This window comes from Chloracidobacterium thermophilum B (assembly GCF_000226295.1).
In the GTDB taxonomy this organism is placed as follows: Bacteria; Acidobacteriota; Blastocatellia; order Chloracidobacteriales; family Chloracidobacteriaceae; genus Chloracidobacterium; species Chloracidobacterium thermophilum.
In genome coordinates this window covers 1,265,621-1,283,389 of the sequence record NC_016024.1, presented here as the reverse complement: position 1 = coordinate 1,283,389, position 17,769 = coordinate 1,265,621, and the positions used below count along the sequence as shown (strand labels likewise).

The 17,769-nt window shown below is 60.6% G+C and carries 15 protein-coding genes and 1 pseudogene; 10 read left to right on the top strand and 6 right to left on the bottom strand.

What is annotated here, in order from left to right; all coding sequences use genetic code 11:
- Positions 1-145 precede the first annotated feature (145 nt).
- Together CABTHER_RS05305 and CABTHER_RS05300 are read left to right on the top strand one after the other, a co-directional pair.
- Positions 146-514 (top strand): nucleotidyltransferase domain-containing protein, encoded by a 369-nt coding sequence (locus CABTHER_RS05305; RefSeq protein WP_014099570.1) that lies wholly within the window; start codon positions 146-148, stop codon positions 512-514.
- Entirely contained in the window at positions 459-869 is a 411-nt protein-coding gene (locus CABTHER_RS05300) for a HEPN domain-containing protein (protein WP_041569099.1), read from the top strand. The genes CABTHER_RS05305 and CABTHER_RS05300 overlap by 56 nt, the downstream gene beginning before the upstream one ends.
- Before the next feature lie 1,124 nt (positions 870-1,993).
- Here the strand turns inward: CABTHER_RS05300 and CABTHER_RS05295 are convergent.
- Positions 1,994-3,469 carry a DUF4912 domain-containing protein gene (locus CABTHER_RS05295; protein WP_041569098.1) on the bottom strand — a complete coding sequence of 492 codons (1,476 nt, stop codon included), beginning with the start codon at positions 3,467-3,469 and terminating at the stop codon, positions 1,994-1,996.
- Positions 3,470-3,708: 239 nt separating this feature from the next.
- Between CABTHER_RS05295 and CABTHER_RS05290 the strand changes: the two genes are divergently transcribed.
- A complete protein-coding gene (locus CABTHER_RS05290; protein ID WP_228374078.1) occupies positions 3,709-6,120 on the top strand; it encodes a penicillin acylase family protein in 2,412 nt (803 codons plus the stop codon).
- Positions 6,121-6,130: 10 nt separating this feature from the next.
- Here CABTHER_RS05290 and CABTHER_RS05285 read toward each other — a convergent pair whose 3' ends face one another.
- Positions 6,131-7,402, bottom strand: a complete 1,272-nt coding sequence (locus CABTHER_RS05285) for a thymidine phosphorylase (RefSeq protein WP_014099566.1) — start codon at positions 7,400-7,402, stop codon at positions 6,131-6,133.
- Positions 7,403-7,410: 8 nt separating this feature from the next.
- Complete coding sequence (locus CABTHER_RS17210) at positions 7,411-8,799, bottom strand: energy transducer TonB (RefSeq protein ID WP_187288426.1); 1,389 nt, start codon at positions 8,797-8,799, stop codon at positions 7,411-7,413.
- Between the two features lie 531 nt (positions 8,800-9,330).
- Here CABTHER_RS17210 and CABTHER_RS17390 point away from each other — a divergent pair.
- From CABTHER_RS17390 to CABTHER_RS15625, 6 genes and pseudogenes are all read left to right on the top strand, one after another.
- Positions 9,331-9,393: pseudogene (locus CABTHER_RS17390) on the top strand (30S ribosomal protein S21); the annotation flags it as partial.
- 28 nt (positions 9,394-9,421) lie between these two features.
- A complete protein-coding gene (locus CABTHER_RS17385; protein ID WP_014099564.1) occupies positions 9,422-9,658 on the top strand; it encodes a PepSY domain-containing protein in 237 nt (78 codons plus the stop codon).
- 55 nt (positions 9,659-9,713) lie between these two features.
- Positions 9,714-10,655, top strand: coding sequence for a hypothetical protein (locus tag CABTHER_RS05270; RefSeq protein ID WP_187288425.1), 942 nt, complete (start codon positions 9,714-9,716; stop codon positions 10,653-10,655).
- A 117-nt stretch (positions 10,656-10,772) separates the two neighbouring features.
- On the top strand, positions 10,773-11,594 hold the full coding sequence (locus CABTHER_RS16975; RefSeq protein ID WP_148263952.1) for a hypothetical protein: 822 nt from the start codon (positions 10,773-10,775) through the stop codon (positions 11,592-11,594).
- Between the two features lie 433 nt (positions 11,595-12,027).
- Positions 12,028-12,228 carry a 30S ribosomal protein S21 gene (gene rpsU / locus CABTHER_RS05260; RefSeq protein ID WP_014099561.1) on the top strand — a complete coding sequence of 67 codons (201 nt, stop codon included), beginning with the start codon at positions 12,028-12,030 and terminating at the stop codon, positions 12,226-12,228.
- A gap of 541 nt (positions 12,229-12,769) precedes the next feature.
- Positions 12,770-13,936, top strand: coding sequence for a penicillin-binding transpeptidase domain-containing protein (locus tag CABTHER_RS15625; RefSeq protein ID WP_187288424.1), 1,167 nt, complete (start codon positions 12,770-12,772; stop codon positions 13,934-13,936).
- A 6-nt stretch (positions 13,937-13,942) separates the two neighbouring features.
- On the opposite strand, the gene CABTHER_RS05250 is transcribed toward CABTHER_RS15625, so the two are convergent.
- Complete coding sequence (locus CABTHER_RS05250) at positions 13,943-14,977, bottom strand: M28 family metallopeptidase (protein ID WP_014099559.1); 1,035 nt, start codon at positions 14,975-14,977, stop codon at positions 13,943-13,945.
- A 40-nt stretch (positions 14,978-15,017) separates the two neighbouring features.
- Positions 15,018-16,298: a M16 family metallopeptidase gene (locus CABTHER_RS05245; protein WP_014099558.1), complete on the bottom strand. Its 1,281-nt coding sequence runs from the start codon at positions 16,296-16,298 to the stop codon at positions 15,018-15,020.
- A 121-nt stretch (positions 16,299-16,419) separates the two neighbouring features.
- Between CABTHER_RS05245 and CABTHER_RS05240 the strand changes: the two genes are divergently transcribed.
- Entirely contained in the window at positions 16,420-17,424 is a 1,005-nt protein-coding gene (locus CABTHER_RS05240; RefSeq protein WP_228374077.1) for a GGDEF domain-containing protein, read from the top strand.
- Positions 17,425-17,486: 62 nt separating this feature from the next.
- On the opposite strand, the gene CABTHER_RS05235 is transcribed toward CABTHER_RS05240, so the two are convergent.
- A complete protein-coding gene (locus tag CABTHER_RS05235) occupies positions 17,487-17,756 on the bottom strand; it encodes a glutaredoxin family protein (RefSeq protein ID WP_228374076.1) in 270 nt (89 codons plus the stop codon).
- Positions 17,757-17,769 lie beyond the last annotated feature (13 nt).

The following is a 17,769-nucleotide window of genomic DNA, read 5'->3' as shown; positions in this document are numbered from 1 at the left end:
GCGGCCCCCCCCACACCCCCGTCGCGTCAGCGACGGTTGAATTGAGAGATGTGGGTTTCAGCCTACAATGGGTTTCATCCCACGGAAGAAGAGGATCGCCGGCGTGACCACGGCAGGATAATTTTCTCCAGGATCGTGTGACTCTATGAAAACAGTGAACGAAGACTCCCTTCAGGAAATAACCCACCGACTGGTTGAAGTGTTTCACCCGGAGCAGGTCATTCTCTTTGGGTCGTATGCCTGGGGGACGCCAACGGCAGACAGTGACGTGGATGTGATGGTGATTGTCCCGGAGAGTGACTTGTCCGACTACCAACGCGCCGTGCTGGGACACCGCTCCCTGAGCGGGCTTGGCATTCCCAAAGACGTTATCGTGAGGACCCGGGCTGAGTTCGATGCCCTGCGGGAAGTTCGGGCCTCGCTCGAATACAAAATCGCTCGTCAAGGAAGGGTGCTGTATGACCAACGCCAAAGCGCAACTCGTGCGGAGTTGGCTCATCAAAGCACAACATGACCTGGCTTCAGCACGTGTCCTGGCAGCAAGTGAACCGCCATTGCTCGACACAGCGATTTATCACTGTCAGCAAGCAGCGGAGAAAGCCGTCAAAGGCTATCTGGTTTTCTGCGATCAGGAATTTGAGCGTACTCACGACATCGAGTTGCTGGTGCAAACGGCTGCACGGTATGCGCAGGGCTTTTTGAATTGGATTGACGTCGGAATAAAGTTGACGCCCTACGCCCGCATCTACCGTTACCCCGGATATGCGGGAGAACCAGACAGCGAGCAAGTCGCATGGGCGCTGTCTGCGGCAGAAGGATTGTACAGGTTTGTGGTTTCCTTGTTGCCACCAGAAATAGGGACTGAATGACAGCGCTGTTCATTGCCGCTGGGAGCGTGAGCGTCCCGCCCGCATCTTTGCTGGAGAACCGGGCATCCGCCCGCATGTCCGCCGGATGTTATTCAACCGTCGCTGACGCGACGGAACGACTTGGTGACACCTTACCCGGCATTGAAATGCCGGGCTAAATTCAGGCGTCGCTACGCGACGTAGGACGATGTGGGATGCCCGCGCCTCAAACCTGTCGCGTAGCGACGGTTGAATTTAGCGTGGGTTTCAATCCACGGATCGCGGCATCCCCGCAATCGTCCCCCGTCGCGTAGCGACGGTTGAATTGAGGCGTGGGTTTCAACCCACGAATCCCGGGCATCCCCGTATCGGCCGCGTCACGTACGGGCAACCGCCACACCCGCCGGATTGGAATCCCCATCGTCGCGTAGCGACGGCTGAATTTAGCCGTGGGTTTCAACCCACGGATCGCGGCCCCCCCACACCCCCGTCGCGTCAGCGACGGTTGAGTTGAGGGGGTTTCAACCCACGAATCCCGGGCATCCCCGTATCGGCCGCGTCACGTACGGGCAACCGCCACACCCGCCGGATTGGAATCCCCATCGTCGCGTAGCGACGGCTGAATTTAGCCGTGGGTTTCAACCCACGGATCGCGGCCCCCCCCACACCCCCGTCGCGTCAGCGACGGTTGAGTTGAGGGGGTTTCAACCCACGAATCCCGGGCATCCCCGTATCGGCCGCGTCACGTACGGGCAACCGCCACACCCGCCGGATTGCAATCCCCATCGTCGCGTAGCGACGGCTGAATTTAGCCGTGGGTTTCAACCTACGGATCGCGGCCCCCCCACACCCCCGTCGCGTCAGCGACGGTTGAGTTGAGGGGGTTTCAACCCACGAATCCCGGGCATCCCCGTATCGGCCGCGTCACGTACGGGCAACCGCCACACCCGCCGGATTGGAATCCCCATCGTCGCGTAGCGACGGCTGAATTTAGCCGTGGGTTTCAACCCACGGATCGCGGCCCCCCCCCACACCCCCGTCGCGTCAGCGACGGTTGAGTTGAGGGGGTTTCAACCCACGGACCGTGGTGATGCCCCCATTCCCATGTGGGTCAATGCGGGCTGGACGCCCGCGCTCCCGGCAGCTTAGACCCACACCGAGGGCGGCAGCCCCAGCTCCGCCGCCAGCTCACAGGCAATGGCACCCAGGTCAAAATAAAGCCACCCCTGCCCGCCACCCGACAGGCGCAGACTCCCCGGACGCTCCATGCTCGGCAACCAGAGCGGCTGCGTCACCGGCTGTGGCACCGGCTGTACCACCTCCGGCCGGCGCACCCGCCGCCGTGGCAGACGCCGCCGGCGCCGCTGCCGCAGACTCCCCAACTCGCTGCCCGCCGAACTTCCTACGCCAAACCGCTGGAGACCCGGCACGTCAAAGGTTTCCTCATCCTCAATCCAGTCACTCCACTCCAGCTCCTCGATGATTTCTTCCTCTGCCGGGAGGGCTTCGGCAATGTATCCGGCTGCCAAAAGCTGCTCCACATTGGCAAAGGCAACCGGAATGCCCCGTGCCGCCAGTCGCGCCAGGTAGGTGTCCCGCAGCAGGGCAGGCAGATAGTGCAGCAGCACCAGCGCCGCCAGGTCTCCGCCGTCCCGCTCGAACAGTTCGGACACCACATCCCGCACCGAATCGGGAAGCTGCCGAATCTGCTCCGGTTTGAGTGGCAGACCATCGCCAGCAGTAAACACAGCGTCAGACACAGCCGGCGCAAACCACGCCTCCAACGCCTCCCGTGGCAGCGCGGCACCGTTGGTCTGGAAACCCGACACCTCCAGCGTACGCCGAAAACGGGTCTCCGATATCCGGTACTCCGGCTGGGGCGGCAACTCCGGCGCAACCGTGCCCCGTGGGGTCTTTTTCTCCGGCGCGGCCATCAGCCGAATGAAACCAAACTGCGGCGAATGGACGCCGAATTCCACCAGATAGGTCCGGTCGGGAAACACGCTGAACCACTCGCTCCCCCGGTACAGCACCGGGTAGTAGGTTTCTTTCTCCGTCTCGCGTTCTGTAACCCGTAACACGGGGCGGAAGGTCGCCGCTTCTTCCGGTGAAAACAACTGCTCAACGGCAAGCACCGTCTCCGGCCGGGCTTCCCAATAGACGAACATACGGAAAGGGTCCTGTATCAGTGCCGCAATGGCATCGGTTTCGTACTCGTCGGGAAGCGGGGCGAGCTGGGGCGGTGCATCCACGTCCGGCGCTTCGGGCAGGGCGGAAAGAAAGGTAGGTGTTTCCCGAACTTCCGGCGCGGCAGCCAGAACGTCGGCAACAGTCGCCGTGGCGGTCAAAAACTGTTCGGAGGCCCCACCCTGCCCGGCCAGCAGCAGGTCTTCGGGACTCACTGCGGAGCTGGCGGCTGGCGCCGCCGTCGGCACATCACTAACGGGCACTTCAGCGGTGGCTTCAATATCGGCCTCACCGATGACCAACTCAGACGGGGCGGCTTCGGCTACCGGCACGTCTCCGGCGGCTGGCGGCGCATCGGCCGCAGCCGGAGTTGGGTCAGACACACTGGAGGGTTGTGATGGGGTGGGTTCATCGGGTTCGTTTACCGTAGCCATGGGATGACTCCTTGGATATTGACGACAACAGCTTTCAAAAGCCGCCAACTCTAGCGCGATTTCTGAAAACATGCATCATTTCCCTGTTCTGCCTTATCCCCATCCAATCCCAAGGCACGTTGTCACCTCAAATGTTCCCTTTTGCCTTCACCCTGCCAGGCCGGGCCGGTTTGTGCCTGGTGCTGCTGCTACACCTGATGGCTGGTTTGGACGTTCACACATCGGCCCATCTCCAGCGGATGCCGGACTCAGCGGATACCACCACCCTGCCCGGTCTGACGGCACCGGTGACGGTGGTACGGGATGCGCGCGGCATCCCCTACATCACGGCGTCCAACGAACTCGACCTCGTTTTTGCTCAAGGCTTCATGACCGCCAGCGACCGGCTGTGGCAGATGGACCTGCTCCGGCGCACCGGGGCCGGTGAACTGGCAGAAATCTTCGGAGCGCAAGCCCTTGATGAAGACCGGCTGCACCGCACTTACGGTTTTCGGCAGGTATGCGAAGCCACCTTCGCCCAGATGGATGCCACAGAACGGCAATACCTCGAAGCCTACGCGGCCGGCGTCAACGCCTACCTGGCGCAGTGCGACGAACAGCGGCTCCCCCGCGAATGCCGGCTGCTGCGCTACCGCCCGCGTCCATGGCAACCGACCGATACACTTCTGATTGGCAAGGTGTTTGCCGAGTCACTCTCGACGACGTGGCCCGTCGATCTGGCCGCGGCGGCCATGGCGCAGTCCAATCCCAAAGCGTACGCGCAACTGATGCAGGTATCGTCACGCATCCCGGAGGTTATCGTCGTCGGGAGCGATCAGCCGTCACCGGCATCACCCTCGGGAAATCCTTCAAAAAAACCTGCCGGCAAAGTGTCATCTGTTCCCCTGTCACCGGATTTGCTGGCCGGGGCCGACCGCTGGTTGAGGGCGCAGTACCGGGCGCTGGCGCGCGTCGGACTGTATGCTGAGGAGCTGGCTGCCAGCAACAACTGGGTGGTCTCCGGCAGACGGACCACCACCGGCAAACCCATTCTGGCGAATGACCCGCACCTTGAACCGTCCGCGCCCGGCATCTGGTACATGATCAACCTGGCCGTGCCGGAATATCGTGTGGCCGGTGTGACAGCGCCAGGCATTCCAGGCGTCCTGATCGGACACAATGAGCACATTGCCTGGGGTTGTACCAATCTCGACCCCGATGTGCAGGACCTTTTCCGTGAGACCTTTCACCAGACCCGTCCGCGCCTCTACCAGACACCACAGGGCTGGCGGGAAGCCGAAGTCCGGGTGGAAACCATCCCGGTGCGGCGCCTGCCGGGTGCGCCCGATGTGGAGACGGTCTCCCACGAAGTGCTGGTGACCCGCCACGGCCCGGTTCTGCTCGAAGACAAGGGCCAACGGTTGGCGCTGCGCTGGACGGCGCTCGATGTCACGCCCAATGAAACCCGCTGCTACCGGCGGCTGGTACGCGCCAGAAACTGGACGGAGTTTTGCCGGGCGATTGCCGATTACGGCGGCGCCACGCAGAACTTCATCTATGCCGATGTGGAAGGCAACATTGGCTACTATGGCGCCGGTCGCATTCCACGCCGCAAAAGCGGCACCGGACGCTTTCCCGTTCCGGGCCATACGGACGCACACGAGTGGACGGGACTCATCCCGTTTGATGAACTGCCCCACGTGTTCAATCCCCCGGCAGGTCTCATCGTCACGGCCAACAACCGGGTGGTCGGCCACAGCTACCCCTACTTTCTGACCACACACTGGTCTCCGCCGTACCGCGCGCGGCGGATTTATGACCTTCTGACTGCACAGCCCAAAGTTTCGGTCGCCGACTGCCTGCGCATTCAGGACGACATCGTTGCCTTGGGCGCACTTGATTTCGTCAAACTCGTTCTGGAGATTGCCGCCAAGGACCCGGAAGCAGAACAGGATGCCGAATGGCAGACCACACTCCGGCTCTTTCGGGAGTGGGACGGAGCCATGACCCCGGAATCACGGGCAGCCGCACTGGCGATAGAGCTGGCCAACGCCCTCCGCCGGCAACTGCTGACAGCCCAATTTGGTACGCCGCCGACCAATCTGACGCTCCGCTCTCGACAGGCCACACGTGCGGACTGGCGGCGTGCCATCTTCGGCGGGCCGGAACTGACCCACATCCTGGCAACGCAACCGGCTGACTGGCTGCCCAAAGAAACCGCCACCTACGGCCAACTGCTGCGCCGCAGCCACCAGATGGCGCGGCAACAACTGGCAACCGAACTCGGCGCTGACCCGGCAAACTGGACCTGGGGACGGTGGAAACCGATGACCTTTCCGCACCCTCTGGCCGCTGCGCCGCTCATTGGACGCCCGTTTCAGCTTCCACCTTTGCCGCAGCGCGGCGGTGGGTATTTCATCGTGGCGACTCCCAACGTCGGCGAAGCCGTTTCCATGCGGTTTGTCGCCGATGTGAGCCAGTGGGATGCCTCCCGGATGGGGCTGCCACTCGGCCAGTCCGGCGATCCGGGCAGTCCGCACTGGGCTGATCAGCTTGAAAGCTGGAAGAGTTGCACCCCTGCCGTGTTTCCCTTCAGCCCAACGGCCATCGGGAAAGCCGCCCGGCAAAAGTTCACCCTGCAGCCGCCGGCAAGTGCAGTGCACCGCCCTTAGTTTGGGATGCTTAGTTTGGAGTGATAGTGATGGCCGCCAGAAGGCGCTGCTCAACTTCGGGCACCGCCTGGGCTGCGTTGTAGTACACCCGGACGAGCGCATCCCCGGCAGACACCGGCGCACCAAGTTCGACTTCCATGCGGAAGCCGACGGCCGGATCAATGACGGCATCGAGGGTAAGTCGTCCGGCGCCGAGCAGAACGGCCGCCTGGCCAATGGCTTCGGTATCCATGGCGGTCACGATGCCCGACTGTGACGCACGCACAACGGTTTCGTAGGCAGCCTGTGGCAACCGCTGGTCATCTTCCGCCACCTGTGGGTCGCCCCCCTGCGCCCTGATGATGGCTTGCCACTTCTCCAGTGCCTTTCCTGACGTCACCATGGCGCGGGCGAGCGTCTGGCCTTCGGTAACGGAGGCGGCCACCTGCCCAAGCCGGAGCATGTGGGCTGCCAGCTCGAAGGTGAGATCGGCAAAGCGTCCGGTGAGCTGCTCGCCGCGCAGCAGTTGCTGGGCCTCGCAGACTTCCAGGGCATTGCCCACGGCCCAACCCAACGGTTGGTTCATGTCGGTAAGCAGCGCCTGGATGCGCTTGCCCATGGATTCTCCGGTGGCCGTCAGGGCATCGGCCAACGCCTGGGCTTCGGCCGGGGTTTTCATGAAAGCCCCGCTGCCGAACTTGACATCCAGCACAAGCGCGTCAATTCCCTCGGCGAGCTTTTTCGACATGATGCTGGCCGTGATAAGTGGAATAGACTCGACGGTTCCGGTGACATCGCGCAGGGCATAGAGCTTTTTGTCGGCTGGAGCAATTTCGCGGGTTTGTCCGATGAGCGCTACGCCGAGCTGCTCCACCAGCCGGCGGAAGGTGTCAAGCGGCAGATCGGTACGGAAACCGGGAATGGCTTCGAGTTTGTCAAGGGTGCCGCCGGTGTGCCCCAGCCCGCGCCCGGAAATCATCGGCACGGCGACTCCGGCTGCCGCCACGATGGGGGCCAGTGCCAGCGAAGTTTTGTCACCAACGCCACCGGTACTGTGCTTGTCCACCTTGGCTTGTGGGAGATGTGAGAAATCCACGACCTCGCCCGAATAGAGCATGGCTTCGGTGAGGGCACGGGTTTCAGCGATGGTCATCCCACGTAAAAAGGCAGCCATGAGAAAGGCTGCCATCTGATAGTCGGGAATGTTGCCCTGGGTGTAGCCGGCAACCAAGGCGGCAATGTCGTCGGCAGATAACTCGCCGCCATCGCGTTTGTGGCGGATCCGTTCAACGGTTGTCGGCATGCCGGGCGCTAGAGCAGGCGGAATTCCATCGAAAACTTCACGGTTGCCGACACCGGACGGCCATCGGCCATCGCCGGCTGAAAGCGACACTGCCGGGCAGCTTCAATGGCTTTTTCATCGAGACCGTAACCAAGCGACTTGATAACCCGAATGTTGCTGAGTGAGCCATCGGGGCCGACCGTTGCTGACAGCACGACCGTTCCCTGGATTTTGTTGGCCCGCGCTTCCTCGGTGTATTTTGGCTTGACGGAATAAATAAGTTTCGGACGCTGGGTAATCACGCCTGTCCCCTCGCCCTCGCCGAGGCCGCGCCCGGACGGGCCGCCCGCAACGCCACCGCCGACACCACCACCGCTTCCGGGCCCGCCACCAGGACCGGTCCCGCTGCCGACGCTCCGCCCGTCGCCGCCGTTACCGATACCAGCGTTCTGTTTGCCTGTACCATCGGAAGGCTTGGTCGTATTGCTGCTGTTGGGATCGCCAATCGGAACCTTCAGTTCCGGCGGCGGGACAGATTTCGGATCAGCAATGATTTTTGGAGCCACCGGCAGGGAGGGTTCTTCGATGCGCGGCTTGGTTGTCGGGTCAACAATCTGTTGATCAGGCTGAAGGGTTGGTTCGGGCAACCGTCCCTTCATGGCCGGTTCCGGGTCGGTTTTGCCGCCGCCGCCGCCACCTTTGCCCGGCGTTTTGAGACCAAAGCCGGCGCCGCCGCCGCTGGGACGGTCATCCGGCGGAGGCGGTGGCGGCAGGGGCGGCAACTCCACCATCGAAATGAGCTGCATTTCTTCTTTTTCTTCTTCCGGTTGCTGTTCGACGACCAGCGGTGGCGACCAGATCAGCAGCGCCCCAATCAGCCCGGACATGACGAAGAAAGCAAACAGGAAGCACAACCCAAACAACAGGGCGCGCTGCCGCTCCATACGGGTCAGGGTAAACTGGGCGCGCGCGTAGCCAGCGGGATTCGTCCTTACCTGCCGCCCCAGATCGGAAACTTCGCGCATGATTCGCACCCATATCGGCGGCGTGTCAATCTGGGTGAGGTTGGGGGCATCGGGAACCGGGGTGGAGGGTGTACGACTCAGAAAAGCACGCGGCTGACGCACAAACTCACCCAGCTTGGAGAACAGACTCCGCGAAGTCGGCTCGAAATACAGCCCTGACGAAAACATCCCCTGCTCGTCCGGGGCAGGCTGGTGCCAGAAAAACTGCCCCGGGTGGCGGATGAAGTCCCGCACGGTATCCTTCAGGTTGCTCCACAGGCGAGCCAACAGCGGTTCACTGTGCAGTCCGGCAAACGTGGGAACCCACGCCGACTGTGATGTGTTTGGGGATACGCCCGGTTCAACCGTTCCGGTGGCAGTCGTTGTTTCAGAGACACGATTGAAGTCGTTCACGGTCATCACCCTCCCGACATGTCAAAGGCCATACCGGCCAAGCTGAGTTTCAAATCCAGTGCTTGCTGGCGACGGCTCGCCGGACTTATCCCACAGATAATCATCCCGCATGACTCTGCTCCCGTCATCTTTGCCGATGCCGCGTCGAGAGATTCCGTTTGATGGGGATGGCGAAAAGATCACTTCTTGTCCTACGAAGCATTACCAGCCTTACACCTTACGTAAAAGTGGCCCATGGGTAAAGACGGATTGGGAGGCAAACCGTTGACGGCACTCTCTGCGTTTTCCACGGCCAAGCCCCCACACCGATGTCACGGTAGACGTTCGTTGGGGTTGATAGACGCCTGAAACGTGAAAAGGTTTCGTCCGCTGCCTGGACGGTATACTTCTGACGCTCCCTTGGACCTGGCGCTCCCCGGCGAAAAACCAGGCTGCGGAACGGGGATACCTTGGACAAATGTTTTTTGGGCAAACCACCGCGCCCTGCTTCGCCAAAAACACTATGCGGCAGCAAGGTGGTGAACAACACGCATGGCCACTGTCGAAGCCGCACCAAACGAATCCATTGATAGCGCACGACGGCGCTTCAAGCAGATGGTGCAGCGCGAGGGCATCATTGCTGATGTTAGGCGGCATCGGCGAACTGCCGTACCGGATTCTGGTCAGCGTAGGCAGCGTGTTCATTGCCATGCTGAGCCTCAGCGGCGTGGTCATCTGGTGGGTGAAGCGGAAGTCGCGCTGGCGTCAGAACCGGCTTCAGAAGCAGAACACCACCCGGAAACAATCGAAGCTTGGGGCGGTGGAAACTGCCGCAGCCCCCCCCTGCCAACCTCGCCTTGCATGTGTCCACGTGTCCTGACCCGAAAAGAACCGGCATGTGAATCACTGTTGAAGTTACAGGGATCACCCCGCTCGTGGCAGCCCCCACCACCACAGCCGGGCCAGACATTGCGTGCTCTACTTATTTAATGCCTAAAGGCTCAAAATTCCGGCTGACATTTTTTTTCAACCTTGCTACATTGGCTGCCACCTGCTCAAGAGCAGGGTTTTATCACAATATCTTTGAAGGGAGTGAAAGCATGAAGAAGGCACTGGCTGCTACATCATTGTCCTTACTGTTCTTCGTTAGCCTTATACAGGTCGCTCCTGCCGAAGGCTACTCCTGCACAGCCACTGACTCTGGCTGCCTGGCGAACATATCATTTCCGGGTGGCGGTTTCGCCGTCAGTTCTCGGGGAGATAAATCACATCTCAGGGAAGGCCGCTATCAGATTGTCGAGAATGACAAGGAGGTTGCAACAATCGCCATCTATGAAACCCATCAGGAAATTGTCATTACAGTTGACCGTACAACGGCTCCACAGCACCGATTTCGTTATCTCCGATACCCAGGGTTGCTGGTTGGTGAAACAGGTAATGACTTTGTTTTTGCTTATGTCTGTTCAGAAACATTAAGAAACTTTAAGATGTCGGATGGGAAACTGCCCAAAATGCCTTTGCCCGGTCTCACGCTTGGCAACCCGGAAGCAGCCAAAGCTTACTTCTCAGATGACATGCCGTGGCTTCGCATGATTGCCGAGATTGATCCCCGTTCGCTCTATGCTGAGTGTTTCTATGTGCTTGCCACAAAAGATATACCCAACCCGGAGCATTCAATTCCTGAAGCAATAATCAAAGTACAAGAGAAAGCCAATTTGGGCGACTATCAGGATTGCCTGAAGGCCTGCCGGAATCTACGTGAAAGCTGCGTAAGAAACGTGCCCCCTGGGGAAATCATCAATTGTTACCTAATCGAGGGCGCAGGTATCAATAATTGTTCCAAAGTAGCCCAACCAATCGCTCCTCCAAGTAATTAAAACCTCATGGGATTTCCTTTGACGAACGACGCGGGCAGCTGCGTCAGTCAGCTTCCTGGCGGGCAACACAGCGGCAACACCACCGACGTGGAAGGCTGGCGGTGACCAGCCGGCTGGGTGGGGCATCGCTGGTTTCAAGGATTTCCTGCTCGCAGCAGCCTCCACCACAGCCTGGCCAAGCATTGCGCGCTCCACTTATCTGATGCCCAAAGAACAGAAATTCCGGTTGGCATTTTTTTCGATCTTACTACATTGGCTGTCGCCTACACAAAAGTAGAGCCTCTCCACAATATCCTCAAAGGGGGTGAAACCATGAAGAAAACGCTTGCTGCCACATCACTGTCCTTGCTGTTTTTCGTCAGCCCGATGCAGGTTGCTCTCGCAGATACTTGCAGTTGCGGGACTAACAATTGCTCGACGGTTACAACATGTCCGGGTAGCTGTTACGCTTACTGTTCTACAAGCGGAGGATGCGGCTCAGGTTGTGGAAAAGGAAGAAAAGGAGCAGCGAAAGAAGTTACATTCCAGGTAACCAACTCCAACAGTGAACAACTCTCATCTGAACTCACGCGTATCAGCGGCAGAGAAATCGTATTTACGGCATCCGAACCCGATGACCTCTTCAGCTTTGATTTCAAACGGGCTCCTGTGTGGGAGGTCTTTGAAGAGTTGTCCAAAAGAGGAACCGTGGAAATTGACGGCGTGGACTTCCGCGCACTTCAGGACTTGCGCAGTGCACTCCTGGCAGGTGAAAAGATCAGTTTGCAATTCAGTATGCCTGCTGACGAGATGGTAAGCTGGCTGTCCTTCGTAAGCGGTTTTCCGCTTCGCATAAACTCAGGTAACGCTCAAGAGCATGTGAGGATAGCTCTCAAAGAAGCTACCCTCCAGGATATAATTCAGGCTCTGTCCAAAATGGGGATTGAAGTTGCCTTCTAGGGTGCTAAATCATTTCCTGTCAGAACATTGCAAGGCCAGGTGGTGTCGGATACCTGCCTGGCCTTTTTCTCTGTCCAAACACCTCAGTGCACGGTCCTCCCCGTGCTTCCCTGTGCTGAAACTGAAAAGACACTCGCGGGTGGCAGTTCAGAGAGAGAGTAAAAGCTCAGGGTACGACCAGCCCCGTGGTGACTTGAGGGTGAACCGGAGCCGACTTCGCGCACATCACTGAGGACATTCGTCCTATGGACGACACAGCGCGGCGCGCCACCGAACCGGACTCCGCTGCCGCCTTTTTGCCCGTCGCTGACGCACCTTCCGGCAAAGGTTACGCCGTGGGCCACAGAATACCTTGACAAGCGTTTCCCGACTAAACCACCATGCCCTGCTTCGCCAAAAACACTATGAAGCAGCAAGGTGGTGAATAACACGCATGGCCATCGTCGAAGTCGCGCCGAATGAATCCATTGACAGCGCGCTGCGGCGCTTCAAGCGGATGGTGCAGCGCGAGGGCATCATTGCCGATGTCAAGCGGCATCGTTTCTTCATCCCACCAGGGGAGAAACGGCGGCTCAAGTCTGAGCTGGCCCGCAAGCGGCAACGTTCCAGCATGCGCAAGCGTCGGATGGATTGACGTTCGTCGGCCCCGGATGCCATTTGGGTGAAACCATCCGGGTTCAGCGGCGGACACACACCATATCATCATACAGCAACCAGCGGTGGTCAGGGGACATGCGGAGTTTCGTTCCGATGTTTCCTGACCATCGCTTTTTTGGAGTATCACCATGGCCGGTCAGCATCATTGGCTTGTTTGCCGAATCGTCGCCAGGGGAATGGTCACCGGATTGTTGTTGCTGAGTGCACTGCCGGCCCTTGCCCAAACCACCCGGCACGCGGCAAGGCCGGTTAAAACTCCACCGCCCTCGCGCCCAACGCCAAAGGCGTCTCCCGCAAGCGCCCGAAAAGATGCACGCCAGGCGCAGCCAGGGCCGCCTCACCGGCTACGCCGTTCCAAGTACAGCGCAGCCACTAACCCAAAGGCTGACTACCGTATGACTTCCGGCCGGGAACCAGCCCGCAAAGCATCAGCCAGACACCAGCCGTCCGGCAGAAACGTGGTGGCGAAAACGGCCAGGGCCGCTCCGGTGCCCCGTGGCCGGCGGGCATCGGTTTCCGTGGCGCGCACAGTCTCCCGCAACACCAGAGCACGCCGGGATTACACCACCCGTGCCACCGCCATCCGCCGGACGCCCACCCGGGCCGAAGCACGGACCGCAAACCGCGCCCTGCGCCGCCGGGCCGAGCAGGCGCGTCTGGCAGAACTGGCCCGCATCCGCGCCCTGGATGAACAACTCCAACAAGCAACCCGGTACAACATCAAACGGGATGACCTGCGCGGGGAAGACCTGGCCATTCGCCAGTTGGCGCTCGACGCACTCGGCGACCGGGCCGGGACAGTCGTTGTCATGGAACCGTGGACGGGCCGGGTGCTCAGCATCGTCAACCAGCAGTGGGCCGTGCGGACCCCCTTCAAACCGTGCTCCACCATCAAGGTGCTGACCGGATACGCAGCCCTTCAGGAAAAGCTCACCACCGCCGATGAAATCATCCTAGCTGGCAGCCGGAGCTGGACGCTGCGGACGGCGATGGCGCAATCCAACAACGAATACTTTCAGGTACTGGCGCACCGGCTTGGCTTTGAGCGCTTCCTGTTTTATGCCGGGCAGGCCGGTTTTGGACGGAAAACCGGCATCAACCTGCCCGGCGAAACCAGCGGCGTCATTCCGCGTCACCCGCCAGCCGATTTGGGACGCATGGGCAGCCACGGAGACGGCTTTGGTGTCACCGCCGTGCAGCTTGCCGCCTTCATCAGTGCCATCGCCAACGGCGGCACCCTGTACCGTCCCCAGGTTTTACGTAGCCCACAGGAAGTGGCCCGCTTCAAACCCCTTCCCGTTCGGACGCTGCCCCTGACCGAAGACATCCGCCGCGATCTGCTGGCCGGACTGGTCAGTGCCGTCGAGCGCGGTACGGCGCGGCGGTCCGGCGCGGCGGCGCTGGGCGTCGCCGGAAAGACCGGAAGCTGCAACTGTGACTTCAGCCCGCGCACCCGCGTCGGCTTGTTCGTGTCATTTGTGGATGCGCCCGGCAAGCCGGGGCTGCTCGTGACCGTCATCACGAAGGGTTCAATGGCCCGTGGCTCCAGCGCTTCGGTGATTGCCGGCTCCATTTACCGTGGGGCGGAGGTTGCCAGCCGCACGGCTTTCCGGCGGCGGGTTGCACCTTCAACCGAAGAACCGGCTGAAACACCTGATGTGTCTGAAGAAGAAACCAACGACTGACGGCCCTTAGCGCGCCGCCCGGGCAATTCTGGGCAGCGCCCGCAGCACCGTGTCGCCCACGATTTTCAGGCTGCGCGGACTCAGCTTGTCCACGGTATCCCGCGCCGTGTGCCAGTAGGCGTTTTCAGGGCCGCCGGGCCCAAAGTTGACCTCATCCGTACCGTAGGTGAAGTCAATCAGGTCCACGGCCGGAATCCCGGCCTTGAGAAACGGGATATGGTCATCGGCAATGGCATGGGTCGTTTTGGGAAAATAGATGCCGTAGCCGAGTTCGTGCGCGGTGTCGTGAAGAATGTTCGCCAGCCACGCCGAAGATTGATACTCCCTGGGGATGGACAGATCGGCATCGCCCACCATGTCCAGCAGGATCATGGCCTTGATCCGCTTTGTCTGGCCCGTGGACTGAAGGCGCTCCACAAAGTGCCGGGAGCCGTAGGTGTTGTCATCGTCCTGCCACTCGACAACGGCCTCTTCGCCGTCGAAGAAAACAAACTGTAGCGTGTGGGGAAAGCCGCGTTCTTCCGGCGACATGGCCGCCAGCACCCGCGCCAGTTCGAGGACGACGGCCGTGCTTGAGCCGGCGTCATTCGCTCCGACGAACACCTGGTCTTCCATGTACTTGGTGTCGTAGTGGCTGGCGATGATGATGACCTCCGGGCTTTTGCCAGGCAGCTCCGCGATGACGTTCTCCATGCGCAGGATGGGAAACTTCTTCGAGGGGGTTTTGGCGACAAAGGGCTGCGTGGTCACGGTCAGGCCGTAGCTTTTCAGTTCTTCGACGAGCCAGGCGCGCAACCGTCCCAGCGCCGCCGAACCGGCCGGGCGTGGGCCATAGGAGACCTGCTTTTCAATGTGTTTGAAAGCGCGTTCGGCATCGAAGGGCGTCGGGTTCTCACGCGCAGCAACCTGCTCGGCCGGCCGGTTTGGTGCGGCTGCCGGCACAATGGTGGTGCTCGATGGTGCCTTGCAGGCCGTCAGTAGTGTGATGATGGCCAGGGTGCTTCCCGGCAGCCATCCACCGGGGGGAAAACGAAAGGGCATGCGATGGTAATGCCTCCAGATAACCTGCACTCCGGTCGGATCACGATCCGGCATCTGAACTGACCGGGCCGGCGATGACCGTGGTGAGCGCCGACGGATTGAGATGAAGCTGGCTGACCCGCAGCACCTCCTCCGCCGTGACCGCATCAATCCGTTCAGGGTAACGCTGTGCGTAATCGTCCCCCAACCCGTGAATTTCGGTCTCAATCAAAAACAGCGCCCGCTGGGCATTGGTTTCAAAATTGAAGACGAAGCTGCCGGTCAGATACGCCTTGGCCGCGGCCAGTTCTTCAGGTGTCACGACCTCCTGCCGCATCCGTTCGATTTCATCCCGAATGGCCGCGATGGCTTTCGTCTGGTGCTCCGGCGAAGTGCCGATGTAGGCCACGAAGCGACCGGGATCAACCCCGGCTGTGGACGTGATGTTGGCATAGGTTGTGTAAGCCAATCCCAGGTCATCCCGCAGGATGCGCGGAATCCGCGCCGTCATGCCGGGGCTGTCCCCCAGAATGACATCCATCACCCGCAGGGCGTGGTAATCCGGGTGCGTCCGGTGAATTCCCAGGTGGCCCAGCAGGATGTGAATCTGCTCCTTGTCCGGGCGTGGCAGCACCTGCTCCTGGGGCACGGTCTGGCGCGCAACCGGTGGCACAGTCGGGAGCAGAAAATCCGGCGCCGGTTCCCAGTCGGCCAACACCTCCATCAGCCGGCGCTCCATTTCCGCCACCGGCAGATCGCCCACGATGGCAATGAGCAGGTTGTTCGGGACAAAGAACCGGGCATAAGCCGCACGCAGATCATCCACCGTCAGTTGGGAAACCGTGGTTTCATAACCGACAATCGGCCGGCCGGCCGGGTGTCCAGGATAGACCAGCGCATCGAAAGCATCGGAAGCCACGGTCCGGGCGTCGTCGGCCCGTGACCGAAGTTGCGCCAGCCGCCGCGCCTGGCACAGGGCGAAGCGGTCTTCAGGAAACCGGCTGTGGCGTAACAGATCGGCGGCGATGGTGAGCAGTCGTGGAAAGTCATCGCGCAGCGCCGTCAGACTCAACCCGCTGCGGGCATATCCGCCAAACGTGTTGAGCCGCGCTCCCGTAGCTTCAATGGCCAGCGCAATGTCCTGCGCCGTGTGTTGTGCTGTCCCTTCATCGAGCATGTCACCCAGCAGAGAAGCCAACCCGGCCTGGGACTCCGGCTCATAGCGGGAGCCATACGCCACGATGGCATACAGCGCCACGACCGGCAGCGCAGGCTGTTCCGCCAGCAGGGCGACACATCCATTGGGCAAAACGACACGGTGGACGGCTTGTTCAAAGGGCATGACAGAGGGTTGTACTCGTAGGTTATCTTTTTGAAGCGGACCTGATTTGGGTCACGTCTTGATGAACCTGAAGCTTGGGGCTATCCTGAGACCCGTGAACAGTCTCAATCAAACGCAAAAATTGCAAGCCAACCCGCTTGCGCGTCCACGGCAGGCACGGCCGGCGCTTGTTCACATGCGTGGCGACTACCTTGGGAGTTCGTTCCGCATCGAGCACGCCATCACCCGTATTGGACGCGGCTCGGATGCCGAGCTGCGCCTCGAAAATGACGATGAGGCCTCACGGCTGCACGCCCGGATTGAGCGTCTGGAAACCCCAACCGGACACTTCCAGTACTGGCTGACAGACCTGCGCAGCACCAACGGCACGCAGCTCAACGGCATTCCGCTTGTCCCCGGTGAGGCCGTCCTGCTGCATGATGGAGACAAATTCTCCATCGGTCGCCACATTCTCAAGTTCACCTTTCTCGACGACATTGATGAGGAATTCCACCGCCGCATCACGGAACTCATCACGCACGATGACCTGACGGGTCTGCTGAACCGTAAAAGTTTCATCCTGGAGATGCAGCGTGAAATGGCCCGCTCCAACCGCTACGGGCATCCCTTTGGGCTGCTGATGATGGACATTGACCACTTCAAGCGGGTCAACGACACCTACGGGCACCTCGTCGGCAGTCAGGTGCTCCGCGAAGTCGCCACGGTCATTCGGGAAACCCTGCGGGACTCTGACATCGCCGGGCGCTATGGCGGAGAAGAATACATTGCCCTGCTGCCTGAAACCGACCGGCTGCGGGCGCACGAAGCAGCCGAGCGGATTCGGCAGGCCATTGAACGAACTCCGTTTACGGCCTCGCTCAATGTTCCACACCATAAACTTCGTCTTACCATCAGTATCGGAATTGCGAGCTACCCCGGCGATGCCGCACAGATCAACGACCTGATCCAGCGGGCGGATGAAGCGATGTATGAAGCCAAGCGCCGTGGGCGAAATCTGGTTCAGACAACCGGGCAGTCTGCGGCCAACCGCGCCACACCGCCTTCCCTGCCGTTACCGCCGCCGTCAGGTGACGACAGCCCCACAGAGCACCTCACCGTGGAACAACCGCAGCCGGTCAAGCCTTAGCGCGGCATTTCCCTCCTGTCCATCTATAGTGGCGGCCTGACAAGCCAGACGGCAGGCAATGCTTACCCACCGGCGGCGTCAGACGGCTCGTGGGAGAGGATCAGGGACAGCTCGGAGGCAAGTCGGTTCGGGTCAAAAGGGTTGAGTGAAAATATCCGGTCGCCAATTTCAATGACCGGCACTTTGGCGGCGCGTCCCAAGCGCTCGATGATGTAGGATTTGGCGCTTGGATTGGTCTCCAGCAGAATGTCCTCGAAGGCAATCCCCCGCTGCTTGAGGAACTGCTTGGCGAGCATGCAGTCCGTACACCACTTGGTTGAATAGACTTTCAAAGGCTTTCCCGCA

What these genes read in the sequence shown, in the direction of transcription:
- CABTHER_RS05295 (WP_041569098.1), bottom strand. Translation starts at nt 3,469, where the DNA reads ATGGCTACGGTAAACGAACCCGATGAACCCACCCCATCACAACCCTCC.
- CABTHER_RS05300 (WP_041569099.1), top strand. Translation starts at nt 459, where the DNA reads ATGACCAACGCCAAAGCGCAACTCGTGCGGAGTTGGCTCATCAAAGCA.
- CABTHER_RS05290 (WP_228374078.1), top strand. Translation starts at nt 3,709, where the DNA reads ATGCCGGACTCAGCGGATACCACCACCCTGCCCGGTCTGACGGCACCG.
- CABTHER_RS05245 (WP_014099558.1), bottom strand. Translation starts at nt 16,298, where the DNA reads ATGCCCTTTGAACAAGCCGTCCACCGTGTCGTTTTGCCCAATGGATGT.
- CABTHER_RS05250 (WP_014099559.1), bottom strand. Translation starts at nt 14,977, where the DNA reads ATGCCCTTTCGTTTTCCCCCCGGTGGATGGCTGCCGGGAAGCACCCTG.
- CABTHER_RS17385 (WP_014099564.1), top strand. Translation starts at nt 9,422, where the DNA reads ATGTTAGGCGGCATCGGCGAACTGCCGTACCGGATTCTGGTCAGCGTA.
- CABTHER_RS05285 (WP_014099566.1), bottom strand. Translation starts at nt 7,402, where the DNA reads ATGCCGACAACCGTTGAACGGATCCGCCACAAACGCGATGGCGGCGAG.
- CABTHER_RS05305 (WP_014099570.1), top strand. Translation starts at nt 146, where the DNA reads ATGAAAACAGTGAACGAAGACTCCCTTCAGGAAATAACCCACCGACTG.
- rpsU (WP_014099561.1), top strand. Translation starts at nt 12,028, where the DNA reads ATGGCCATCGTCGAAGTCGCGCCGAATGAATCCATTGACAGCGCGCTG.